General features: G+C 42.9%; 8 protein-coding genes. All 8 read left to right on the top strand.

The genetic code is table 11. From position 1 onward, the window contains the following. Window positions 1-2: 2 nt before the first annotated feature. The 8 genes from NQ117_RS13815 to NQ117_RS13850 all read left to right on the top strand — a co-directional run bounded on the left by NQ117_RS13815 (window position 3) and on the right by NQ117_RS13850 (window position 12,634). The gene (locus NQ117_RS13815) at window positions 3-584 is read left to right on the top strand and encodes a hypothetical protein (RefSeq protein ID WP_258278607.1); all 582 of its coding nucleotides are present in this window, start codon (window positions 3-5) and stop codon (window positions 582-584) included. A gap of 204 nt (window positions 585-788) precedes the next feature. After that, on the top strand, window positions 789-1,076 hold the full coding sequence (locus NQ117_RS13820; protein ID WP_258278608.1) for an alpha/beta-type small acid-soluble spore protein: 288 nt from the start codon (window positions 789-791) through the stop codon (window positions 1,074-1,076). Between the two features lie 181 nt (window positions 1,077-1,257). Continuing rightward, complete coding sequence (metK, locus tag NQ117_RS13825; RefSeq protein WP_258278609.1) at window positions 1,258-2,457, top strand: methionine adenosyltransferase; 1,200 nt, start codon at window positions 1,258-1,260, stop codon at window positions 2,455-2,457. Window positions 2,458-2,630: 173 nt separating this feature from the next. Next, window positions 2,631-6,998 (top strand): Ig-like domain-containing protein, encoded by a 4,368-nt coding sequence (locus NQ117_RS13830; RefSeq protein ID WP_258278610.1) that lies wholly within the window; start codon window positions 2,631-2,633, stop codon window positions 6,996-6,998. A 270-nt stretch (window positions 6,999-7,268) separates the two neighbouring features. Continuing rightward, entirely contained in the window at window positions 7,269-9,962 is a 2,694-nt protein-coding gene (locus tag NQ117_RS13835) for a stalk domain-containing protein (protein ID WP_258278611.1), read from the top strand. A 62-nt stretch (window positions 9,963-10,024) separates the two neighbouring features. After that, window positions 10,025-11,185: a sensor histidine kinase gene (locus tag NQ117_RS13840; protein WP_258278612.1), complete on the top strand. Its 1,161-nt coding sequence runs from the start codon at window positions 10,025-10,027 to the stop codon at window positions 11,183-11,185. Window positions 11,186-11,189: 4 nt separating this feature from the next. Next, entirely contained in the window at window positions 11,190-11,912 is a 723-nt protein-coding gene (locus tag NQ117_RS13845; protein ID WP_258278613.1) for a response regulator, read from the top strand. A 278-nt stretch (window positions 11,913-12,190) separates the two neighbouring features. Beyond that, window positions 12,191-12,634, top strand: coding sequence for a glycosyltransferase family protein (locus NQ117_RS13850; RefSeq protein WP_258278614.1), 444 nt, complete (start codon window positions 12,191-12,193; stop codon window positions 12,632-12,634). Window positions 12,635-12,712 lie beyond the last annotated feature (78 nt).

A 12,712-nucleotide genomic window follows, 5' to 3' on the forward strand; every position in this document is an offset into this window, starting at 1 on the left:
TTATGACTAAGAAATTCAAACTAGGCTTAACAGTTGCTGCAATTGGAGCGATACTTATCACTAGCAGTCTTGTCGGTTCTAACCGTACAACGCTGCATGCACAGCCTGGGGATTCTCAAGACCCGCTCGTGACCAAAAGTTATGTCGATAAGCAAATCGATGCATTGAAGGCTGAAATCGGTAAGGGCAGCGGTTCCTCGACGGGAGGTAGTAAGCCTCCAACAGGAAATGATAAGCCAACAACTGAAAGTTCAGCAATGAAAATTGTAACGATTAAGCCGGGCCAAATGCTGATTGGTAAGGCAGGAGCTGAATTTGTAGTCCGTGCTGGAAAGTCAACGATATACAGTTCTGATGCAAGTGGTGTATCAGACTTAACGGAAGGCAAAGACTTGACTAATGGCATGACGGTTGCGAACAATCATCTATTGTTATTCCCAAGAGACGGTCGTGGTATTACAGCTTCTGACACACCTAAAAATCAAGTTGTGGTCGCTGTACGTGGTGGCTATGAAGTGAAGCAAATCCCTGTGGAGGAGCAGGCTGAACAGTCAACCGATAGCAATTCGAATAGCAATGCGTAGCGCTTTATTCGTAAGTCTATACGCTGGCTAAAATAACAAGTGCTACTGTAATGAAGAGCGGCAGCGATGCCGTTCTTTCTTTTTATAGGAAGAAGCAGCAACTATTCCTTCGAGTGGAGGTGTAAGTGCAGTACATACTATAAACATCTAATCAATTGATGTTTCTGATGAGCACTGCACAAAACAAACGAGGAGGAGATTTTAATGGCTAACAAAAAGAAACTGGTCCCTGCAAGTAAAGATGCATTATATCGTATGAAATATGAGATTGCTGCTGAATTGGGGCTTCCTGTAGCTTATAACGGGATTCAAAGCGGACTTGCAGATACAGAATTCAGCTCCGAACTAGGTGCAATACCGGTGTCAGGATACGGAATTTCTTCACGTGATAGCTGGGGGCATTTATCGTCAAGAGACGCAGGTTCAGTAGGGGGAACGATAACAAAACGTCTTATTCAACAAGCAGAGCAAACACTTTATGGGCAATTATAAATAACCAGTAATATAAGGAAGATGAAATTTGTCAACATTTATTGACACGCTCCCCTAAATACAGTAATATGATTTCTCGAAGGCTGGTATAACAACCTTTTCCAAGTGGAAAAGGTACTTTTTTTGTTATGGGCATTCCTGAGAGAATAGCCTACATTATACGTATGGGGGGTTGAGTCCAATGTCTATTAAAGGACGCCACTTATTCACTTCCGAATCCGTTACTGAAGGTCATCCAGATAAAATATGTGACCAAATCTCAGATGCGGTATTGGACGCCTTTCTCGCTAATGACCCGAATGCTCGGGTAGCGTGTGAAGTATCCGTAGCTACAGGACTAGTTCTTGTTATCGGAGAAATTAGTACAAAAGCCGATTACGTTGATATCCCATCTATCGTACGCAACACGATTAAAGATATCGGTTATACACGTGCGAAATTTGGTTTCGATTATAATACGTGTGCGGTTCTTACTTCCCTCAACGAGCAATCTCCTGATATCGCTCAAGGCGTAAACGAAGGTATTGAAACTCGTACTGAAGACGCTAAGGAAGAACGCGATAATATCGGTGCGGGTGACCAAGGCTTAATGTTCGGTTTTGCAACGAACGAGACACCTGAGTTAATGCCATTACCGATCGCATTGTCTCACCGTTTGGCACGCCGCTTGTCGGAGGTGCGTAAGAACGGTATGCTTGGCTACCTTCGACCAGATGGTAAGACACAAGTAACGATTGAATATCAAGATGGCAAGCCAGTTCGTGTTGATGCGATTGTTGTATCGACTCAACATGCTGAAGAAGCTACTCTAGAACAAATTCAATCAGATATTTTGGAACATGTTATTAAACCTGTTGTTCCAACAGAATGGTTGGACAGCGAGACTAAATATTTCATTAACCCAACTGGTCGCTTTGTTATTGGTGGGCCACAAGGGGATGCAGGTCTTACAGGCCGCAAAATTATCGTTGATACGTACGGCGGTTATGCTCGTCATGGCGGCGGTGCGTTTTCTGGTAAAGATCCTACAAAAGTTGACCGTTCCGCTGCATATGCAGCACGCTACGTAGCGAAGAATATCGTAGCTGCAGGTCTAGCTGATAAATGTGAAATCCAGTTGGCATATGCAATTGGTGTAGCTAAACCAGTATCCATTAACGTAGATACGTACGGTACAGGTAAAGTTGAAGAAGAGAAGCTCGTTGAGCTTATCCAAAACAACTTTGACCTGCGTCCAGCTGGCATCATTCGTATGCTCGACTTGCGTCGTCCTATTTATAAGCAAACAGCAGCTTATGGCCACTTCGGTCGTACTGATGTTGAGCTTCCTTGGGAGCAAGTTGATAAAGCTGCAGTATTGCGCGAGCAAGCTGGTCTATAAATAGTTCGTACGCCATTATTATTTCTTAATAATGATTAAGAGCAGAGCTTTGGTCAGAGCAACAATCTGTCCAAAGCTCTTTTTGTACCCATAGAATGCTCACAACTCTAAACATTTACACGTCATTTACCGAAAATAAAAGTACGAGTGTCTTTTTTCGGAGGGATAAATACATGAAACGATACTTATCAGCAATACTAGCTGCGATGCTAATTCTGCAAGGAAGTCTGGCATATCAGACTACCACATATGCGGCAGCACAATCGGGCCAAGTTACTATTCTTAATAGTGGTCCTCAAGTGGTTAATTATTCACCACTTTCAGGAAATGAAGCGGTACAAAAAGATGCTGTTTTTGGAATTACGTTCTCAGAAATTGTACAGATGAAGGATAATACGTTTATTACGGTTCATCAAGCACAAGATAATAGAGAAATCGCGAAGATTGAGAAGCAGGATGTTTCTATTCATCAATCTGTAGCTTCATTCAGAATTCCTAATCTGCAAGCGAATACTCACTATTATATTCAAACAGGTGCAGGGACTTTTGTAGGGAACAGCGGTAGCTTTGCGGGAATCCAAGGAGCCTACCAATGGCGTTTTAAGACGAGTGGAGATGCTAACACTGGCCCAATTACAGTGGCAGCTCAAACTCCGATACACGGAGCAATCGGTGTACCTGTTAACACGTCGTTAGAATTAACGTTTAATAAGGTCGTATTTGCCAATCAAGGTTATATCACTATTAAAGATCAAAATGGTCTAGTGGTAGAAACGATTTCTATCACAAGTCCACGTGTAACTCAATTGGGAACGAGCCAAATTAGAGTCGCTGGACCATTTAACTTGAAGTTTGGAGTGACGTACAATGTTACGATTACACCAGGCGCACTTAAAGATGGTAACGGACAAGACTATGCTGGTTTAGCCGATGGGCAGTGGAGCTTCCGTACTGTATCGGATGCTAACAACATGGCTCCAGGCTTGAATGGTACAGTTCCGTATCACAAAGCAGGAGGCGTTCCTGTTAATACGGAAATGCGTCTTCATTTCAATGAAGAAGTGATTAAAGGTACAGGACATATTTATGTTAAACGACTTCGTGATAATGAAACAACAAAGACGATAAATGTCCAGTCAGGTGACGTATCAGTTGCAGGTAGCACGGTAAGTGTCAATTTGAATGGTTTGCAACCCAATACCGAGTATTATGTATTGATCGATAAAGGTACGTTCCATGATACAGATGGAGTTCCGTATGGTGGAAAATCAACGGCGAACAGCTGGAACTTTACGACTGAAGCGAGTAAAGATTCCTCTGCATTGGCAGTTACACAGTATATGCCTATTAGCGGCAGCACTGGCGTATCTACCAAACCACAGCTTAGTCTGACCTTTAATAGACCTGTTTATCCAGGGAATGGCCATGTCGTCATTAAAAAGGCAAGCAATGACCAAGTTGTTCAAGAGTCCAGCGTGAACTCCTCTGCTATCACAGGAGGCGGGACAAACACGATACAAATTCATTTAGCTAATGCCCTTGCGGATAATGAAAACTATTATATATGGATATCGGATGGTGCGTTCCGTGATGTGAACGGAATTGCATACGCGGGTATTCAAAATAAGAACACATGGGCGTTTAAAGTATCCTCAGATACAAGTCCGCCAGCAATCTCTACGGTATCTCCAAGCGATCAGTCACGAAATGTACCGTTGAATACAGAGCTTGTAATGACGATGAATAAAGAAGTGCAGTTGGGCAGCGGTAGTATTACGTTGAAGCGGAGCGGAAGTTACGGCGTATCAGTAGATGTTAGTGTTAATCCGTCTAATAAACGGGAGGTCAGAATTCGTCCAAGATCTCCTCTGGCTTCTGGAACAAGTTATACCGTGGATATTGGAAAAGATGCTGTGAAAGATATGGCTGGTAATTCATATCCAGGGCTTACAAACGCATGGCGCTTCAATACGCTAGTCCCAGATACAGTGGCTCCTACATTGGAATCGGTTGTAATGGCAAAAACGAATATTATTGAATTGACATACAACAAAGAGTTGGATGGTACAAGCGTACCATATTTAGATAACTTCAAAGTAACGGTCAACGATGAGGAAAGACCGTTATCAGGAGCACATATTTACAGTAATAAGGTAAGTATTAGTCTTCAGAGTGGGATTGCGATTGGACAAGTGGTTAGAATCTCATACACGCAAGGTATCATTCCACTTAAGGATAGAAATGGAAATCGTGTAGCTAGCTTCTCTTCTAGGGATGTTACAAATAATATTGAAGAGTCGATGTCTCGCATCACACATGCAGTCGTGACAGGATCTCTTATTCAACTTACTTTTAATGAGTGGTTGAAGCAAGTTGATGCTCGAGCTATTTCTCAATTTACAGTTATGGTGGATGGCATTGCTTACACGCCTACATCGATTCAAGGTGGCACTAGTTCAACATTGACGTTAACATTGGGCAATGTTGTGACGGATGGTCAAGTTGTTACGATTCAATATCAACCAGGAGCATATCCACTTAAAGATAGGTACGATGCCAATATCGCTGGTTTTGGACCAAAATACTTACGCAATTCGATTGATACAAAGTCACCTATTTTGGTGTCAACACATGTAGACGGTACGAAAGTTATACTTAGCTACAACGAAGGGCTGAACCCTGACATTTTACCAATGAAGAGTCATTATTCGGTATTGGTCAATGATAAGGCTCGTTATGTAGATAAAGTTGAAGTTCGCAGTAATCAAGTTATTTTGACATTAAAATCTTCGGTGGTAAGTCGCAATGATCTTGTCACTTTATCGTATGTGCCAGGAACGCAAAGAATTGTGGATTTAGCTGGGAATCAAGCGCCGGAATTCAGTGTGATTAAGGTTGGCAATCAAACCGATACAAGTCAACCTCAACTGAATAAGGCTTATGTGAGTGGAGACACAGTTACTTTGGAATTTTCCAAGCAGCTGGATAACTTATCAGTACCGGGACAAACTAGCTTCTCTTTGCGTGTAGATAATAAGACTGAATCCATTCGATCCGTTCGAATTAATAATACAATGGTGACGTTGACCTTATTTAACGCAATTGATCAAGCTCAGTCTATTAAGTTAACGTACAGTGCTCCATATGCTTACCCGTTAACAGATATGAGCGGAAATAAAATACGTAGTTTCTCAGGCTTTGATGTAAGTAAAAGCTCCAACGGGGGAAATACAGGAGGCACACCATCTGTAGGTCAGCCTGCAAACACAGAAGAAGCAGCATATACGTTGTTTTTATCCAAGGTGTTGTTAGTTAAGACGGAAGCAACAACTAAGAACATCGATATTTCGCGTAATAAACAACATACGAATAAATACACAGTGAAACAGGATCACTGGAAGTCCTCTATGGAGTACGCCATTCAAAAAGGGCTGAATACGGTTGTTGTTGATGTACCGACTAGTGAGAAAGCAGCAATGATAGCAATCCCGCTTAAGCCAATTGAGGAAGTTATGAGTGCCGGCAAAGATCTTAGAATTGGTGTGCGATACGGTGATTGGATGTACACAATTGCGCTTCGTGATCTGTCGTTGCAAAATATTTCGAATCAGTTGAACACGTCTGCTTCAAGTGCAACCTTGTTGCTTTCAATTGAGAAACAAACAGGTCAATCTTCATTGTATACAAGCTGGTTGGCGAAAGAGTCGGGGCAGGATGTTACAGGGGTACATGAATTCAATGTATCCGCGTTCACATCTGTTCCATCTGTTAAGGCAGTCGATGTTCAAGTAAAGACACAAGTTAACTATCGTTCTAGTACTGCGCTTGATAAGAATAAAACAATCGCAGTTATGCTTGATTCTCAAGCGGTGCGCCTAGGATATATACCAACTCAGATTAGATCTGAACAAGGTGCTCATGTTCTGCAAAGCCAAGCGCCAAGCAATGAACGTATAGCTGTCGTTAACAGTACAAAAACATTCTCAGATACAGCTGGACACTGGGCTGCCGGGGATATTAATGCACTAGCTGGTAGATTTATAGCGGATGCAGCATCAGGCGATAAGTTCCAACCAGATCGCAGCGTGACTCGTGCTGAGTTTGCTGTAATGATAGCACGAGGCTTAGGTTTAAAAGGTGATCCGAACCAAGTTAGTAGCTTCAAGGATGTATCCAGAGGCCATGCTGATGCCCCTTATATCGGAGCGGCAGTTAAAGCTGGCATCATTTTAGGATATGAAGATCGAACATTTAAACCAAATGATCCGATTACTCGTGAGCACATGTCGATGATGATGGTGCGTGCGATGAAGACGGCAGGCTATACACAGCAGCTCTCGAAGTCTGTAGATAGCTATTTCACTCGCTTCAGTGATCGTAGTCAGTTTGCTTCCAAGTCCCAAGCAACCGTTGCTCAGGCGCTGGAGGCAGGTATTATTCAAGGAATGAGCCAAAATACATTCGGAGTTCGTACGAAAGCTACTCGTGCACAGGCGACGTCAATGATCAGACGTATGCTTGAGAAAATACAATATATGTAGTCAAATAAAAGCTAGCAGTTTGAAGCATTTTTCATTCTGCTAGCTTTTTTGTGCAAATTTGCTAGATTCATAGTGATATGGTTAGTAAATACAGTAAAATAGACGAAACTTTTTATGGAAATGAGGAGTCTATAACTATGAATATAGTAGAGTATACATATAACGGTTTACTCTTGGCAGAAGAAATCGGGATAACATGTAATAGAAATGAGTGGCTCAAGCGTAATTTGGGACGGAGGAGCCGCGAATACTTTGGGGAGTGAATCGAAAGTGACAGAAGCAACAACGCAAGTACACACAACTCGTCGTTCAAAATGGATGGTGCTGCTTATTAGTACTGCCATGCTAGTGACGATGAATGGAGTAGCAGGGTTGACTGCGTATGCAGATAGTCCAACAGAAGAGCAGACTCATCAATCTCAACAATTTCGAGCAAATTCATCCATGACTAAGATGTCTGAAGAGATTGTAACTTCAGGTGTTCTGCGCCAGCAGTACAAATACAAGTCCAAAACAAATGTTCATGTATTGCGTGCTGATTTGAGCAATCCATATGTGAAGCTTGATGTAATGACCGGAAAAGACAATAAATTGAATACACATCAAAATATTTCGGGTATGGCAAAAGAAAATGGAGCGGTTGCCGCTGTTAATGGCGACTATTACGATATGAACAGAGAAGGAGCACCAATGGGCGCTCAAATCTCTGAGGGCGAGATGATATCCAGTCCATCTGAGCTTATAGGGATGTATGCTTTTGGTTTGTCCAAAGATCGTAAACCGAGCATTGATCATTACACATTCGAAGGTAACGTTACAAGCGACAGTGGCACAACGTTCCCACTTGCAGGTATAAATAAGACAACATATATGACAGAACCGGACAATTCGTACAGTCACGTAAACAAAATGTACATTTACACAAGTGCTTGGAAAAATAAAGAGCGTCCTAAAAATAGCTCTACAACCGCAACAGAAGCGCTTGTTCGCGATGGAGTCGTGGTGGAGTTTGGTGATAAAGGCGGCCTGTCTATGGTTGTACCAGAAGACGGATTTATTATTCGTGGACATGGAAAGGCAGCAGAATATATGCGTGAGCATATGCAGGTTGGTGCTGCAGTTAAAGCAGACTATCATTTAATTTCTAAGACAACGGGGCAGCAGGTTGATCCAAGTCAGTTCGACATGATGGTAGGCGGTCACACACTGTTAGTGGAAAATGGTGCAGCATCTGGATACACACGTGAAATTGCGAATATAAGTGGTACCTCATCCCGTGCGAGAACAGCTATTGGTTACTCTAAGGATGGAAGATTTGTTTATATCGTAACTGCTGAGAAAAGTAATTCTAGTAAAGGCTTAACACTTAAAGAGCTGCAAGATGTTCTAGTAAGCCTAGGAAGCTGGAAGGCAGTTAACTTGGATGGTGGCGGATCGACAACGATGGTGCATCGACCGCTCGCTGAGCAAGGTACTACGCTGACACATAATACGGAGTATGGTCAAACACAGCGAAATGTTGTGAATGGTATTGGCGTATATACAACGGCTCCTCAAGGTGAAGTAAAAGGTATGGTGCTGTCAGGTTCTAAGAAATTGTTTATCGGTCAGCAAGCAGACTATACGGTGAAAGCATATGACCAGTATTATAATCCGGTTGAAGCAACGAACCTCGATGCTGCGTGGAAATCAGGAAATAGTGTACTTGCATGGAACGGGGAGTCCTTTGAAGCGAAGAAGTCAGGCAAGGGTCAAGTTATCGCACAATCCGGCAGTTCCAAAGAAACACTATCAGTTGATGTTATCGGGGCGGCTGATCTAGATGCTCTTTATATTGCTGGTTCGACGGCACCGCTGCAGGCAGGAACTTCTGTTTCAGTACCTGTGCGTGCGAAGCTTAAAGACGGAAGTACTGTAAATGTGCCTGCAGAATCTATTAAGTGGGAATTCAAAGGGTTCCAAGGTAATGTGAAAAATGGAGTGCTGAATGTAACAGATGTAGATAAGAATGCGAAAATCGGATATGCGTTCGCCAGCTATGATGGCATAAAAACAATGATTCCATTGTCAGAAAGCACGGAAACACTTATTGAAAACTTCAATAGTTCCACTTTGTCTCCAAGCTTTGCAGGGCTTCCAAAGACGGCAACGGCAGGACAAACGTCAATCGTAGGCAGTTACGATGGGCGAAGTGCTTCGGACAAAGTATTGAAACTTAGTTATGATATGACGAATGGTTCCGGCAATAAATTTGCCTATTCCATAGTAAATGGCAGCAAGGGGATTTCACTTGGAGGAGCACCAGCTTCATTTACACTCGATGTATACAGTGATAATAGCAGCAATTGGCTGCGAGCCGAAGTCATTGATGGCAGTGGCAAGGCACATATGGTCGATGTAGCTAAGACAATGAATTGGGATGGATGGAAGAACTTAAAAGTTGATCTGTCTGATGTTAAGGGCGGCGGACCTTATACATTGAAGCGTCTGTATGTCGTTAATCTTGAAGATGGTCAGGAGCAGCGTGCTTCCGTTGGAGAAGTTGCTTTTGATAACATGAAAGCGATGCTGCCAGCGGGTACAATTTCAATGCCGAAGGCAGATATGAAGCTGACAGTAGGTAGCAAACAGATTACGGTGAATGGCAAGAAGAAGACCATTGATGTGTCTCCACTTGTGTTGAATGGTACGACCTATGTACCGGTCAAAGTAATATTGGACGAATTCGGTGGTCAAGCTACTTGGAATAACGGAGCTAAGAAAGTGACGGTTCTTCGCGGAGACGATTATTTGGAGTTAATAGTTAATAACAAATCATACTTCAGCAATGGACAACGTAAGCTGGCAGAAGTGTCTCCAATCATCCGAAGTGGCAGGACTTTAGTCCCGTTGAGACTTGTTTCCGAACAATTAGGCCTATCCGTAAATTGGGAACCAAAGTCGAAGTCCATTACTATCCGCTGATATGGTATGATAAAGGTCGATAGATCCAACTACCCTTTTCAAGGCAAGGAGACGGAGAACCCGTGGACCATCAAGTCGACCAAATCGATCGTGTCATAAAGAATGCCACGAAAGTCATGCAGGATAGTCAATATCAAATCTATGAAATTCTAAAGGCGGCTCGTGATGAGGCTGCTAATCTTCAATATCAAATGACGGAGCTTATGGAAGAAACCGCCCGTATTTGTGATAAGGTAGACGAGCTGGAACGAAAATTTCGTCTGGCTCGTTTGCGTTTGACTGAAGTCAGTCGTGACTTCTCCAAATTCAGCGAGGAAGACAGCAAGAACGCTTACGAGAAGGCAACTCAATATCAGGTTGAGCTGATGATCTTCCGTGAGAAAGAGAACTATTTGAAGACGCGCCGTGATGATTTGGTCAAACGTATGCGCAATGTGGATGCATCCATTGAAAAGGCAGAAACGATCGGCTCTCAGATGAGTGTAGTTCTTGATTACTTGTCGGGTGATTTGACACAGGTGACAAGAATTTTGGAATCAGCCAAAAATCGTCAGCTTTTAGGACTTCAGATCATACTGGCCCAGGAAGAAGAGCGCAAACGTATCGCTCGTGATATACATGACGGTCCCGCTCAGTCTTTGGCCAACGTAGTTCTTAGGACGGAAATTGTAGAAAGAATGTTGTCGAAGCAGGAATTTGAAGTGGTTCAGGACGAAATAGTAGATTTGAAGTCACAGTTGCGTGGCGGTCTTGAAGAAATTCGGAAAGTTATTTTTAATTTAAGACCTATGACGTTGGACGATCTGGGGTTAGTCCCAACGTTACGCAAATTTGTGCATGATTTTGAAGAGAAGATGAAAGTTAAGACTATGCTGGAAGTAAAAGGGCAAGAACGTCGCCTGAAGTCGGCAATGGAAGCGGCCATTTTCCGACTAGTACAAGAAATGTTTACGAATGCAGCTAAGCATGCCGATCCCTCCTATGTATCGTGTAAACTGACATATGAGGAGAATGAGGTTCAACTTGTTGTAGAAGATAACGGCCAAGGTTTCAATGTGGAATCGTTGGAGTCTATTTCTAAAGAACAAGGCCATTTCGGTATCATTGGTATGAAAGAGCGCGTTAAGTTGCTGGAAGGCCGTATGAAGATTCGATCGAGTAGAGAACAGGGAACTCAACTATCATTTTTTATACCAATAAATGTAGAAAAGAGAGAGGAGTAAGTGTATGGAGAGTCGTAAGACGGGTAGAAGTACAATCAAAGTACTCCTTGCTGACGATCATCAGCTGTTCCGTGAAGGATTGAAGCGCATTCTCAATATGGAAGATGATCTAGAAGTAATTGGGGAGTGCGGTGATGGGATACAGGTATTAGAGTTCTGTAACCACGAGGTGCCAGACGTTGTATTGATGGATATCAACATGCCTGTTGAAAATGGAGTAGTTGCAACGGAACGAATGAAAGATATATTCCCAAATGTTAAGGTTCTTATATTATCGATCCACGATGATGAAAGTTATGTCTTCGAAACGCTCCGCAAAGGTGCTACCGGTTACCTGCTTAAAGATATGGAAGCCGATTCACTCATTAATGCCATTCGCTCCGTTGTAGCAGGTCATGCTTTTATTCACCCTAAAGTGACAGGTAAATTGATACAACAGTTGCGCCGTATGACATTGTTGGATGAACGCGGCATTATGGATGAAGATGTTGTGAGAGAATCCGGTGTACGTCTTAACCATATTGAGGGTAATCCGCTGACACGTCGGGAAGCTGAAGTGCTTCGCCTTATGGCGGAAGGCAAGAGTAATAAAATGATCGGTGAATTTTTGTTTATCAGTGAAAAAACGGTCAAAAACCATGTTAGTAGTATCCTGCAAAAGATGGAAGTTGATGATCGGACACAGGCCGTTATTAACTCGATTAAAAATGGTTGGGTGACTTTGTAAGTTAAGCAGATTAAGTGATTTAATCGTCGATACATATGTGTGAAGTATGCACGATGATAAGAGGCAGGAACACGTAATTATAATTGGATGAAATCAAGAGTGAGATCCCATTATACTTTGTATTTATTTCATCCCTAGAATTTGTGGACTAAGGAAACGTAGAATATTGGTTTCGACTACTGTGTACAACTTTTAGAAAAAAAGTGAAAAATGACGACGCTTGTCCGTCACCGTAGCGCATTTCGCGGCATACACTTGGTAGTAAGGAGGTGGGCCGCATGATCACGATGTTGGGTTGGATCGTATTGTGCTACGGATTGGCGGCAGTGGCTGTTCATCTAGCGCACCGGCTTACGAAGAAGCTGCGGGGAAATCGCCCGCAACCTTGGATACATGTTGTTATTGTAGCGCAAAATGATGAACGTCATTTGGAATGGATTATACGTGCTTACTGTTGGTATGCTTGGTTCAAAGGCAAGCGTTTGGAGATAACGGTATTGGATGGCGGATCTACGGATGAGACGCTTCCTATTGTGACTCGCATGATGAAGCGATATGAAGTCATTTGTCATGTCATGACCGAATCAACAGTGAAGGCACGTGAATTACGTGTCGCGCAGTTACAGCAAGCAAAGGAAGATGAGGAAACGCAAATTATTCTTTATTTATATCGTCAAGACAATTGGCGGAAGCTTCCCTTTTTGGCTGGCGGCACGGTGTAGGCGGCGCTGGCGGCGTTGGTTGCGCCGCAGGCGTCGATGAGAGCGGATTCAAGTCGTAATGAAAGTATGCATCTGCTC

The sequence above is a fragment of the Paenibacillus sp. SC116 genome (assembly GCF_024733555.1).
Classification (GTDB): Bacteria; Bacillota; Bacilli; order Paenibacillales; family Paenibacillaceae; genus Paenibacillus_B.

Coding starts and splice junctions, on each gene's coding strand:
- NQ117_RS13830 (WP_258278610.1), top strand. CDS start 2,631: ATGAAACGATACTTATCAGCAATACTAGCTGCGATGCTAATTCTGCAA.
- NQ117_RS13815 (WP_258278607.1), top strand. CDS start 3: ATGACTAAGAAATTCAAACTAGGCTTAACAGTTGCTGCAATTGGAGCG.
- NQ117_RS13845 (WP_258278613.1), top strand. CDS start 11,190: ATGGAGAGTCGTAAGACGGGTAGAAGTACAATCAAAGTACTCCTTGCT.
- NQ117_RS13850 (WP_258278614.1), top strand. CDS start 12,191: ATGATCACGATGTTGGGTTGGATCGTATTGTGCTACGGATTGGCGGCA.
- NQ117_RS13820 (WP_258278608.1), top strand. CDS start 789: ATGGCTAACAAAAAGAAACTGGTCCCTGCAAGTAAAGATGCATTATAT.
- metK (WP_258278609.1), top strand. CDS start 1,258: ATGTCTATTAAAGGACGCCACTTATTCACTTCCGAATCCGTTACTGAA.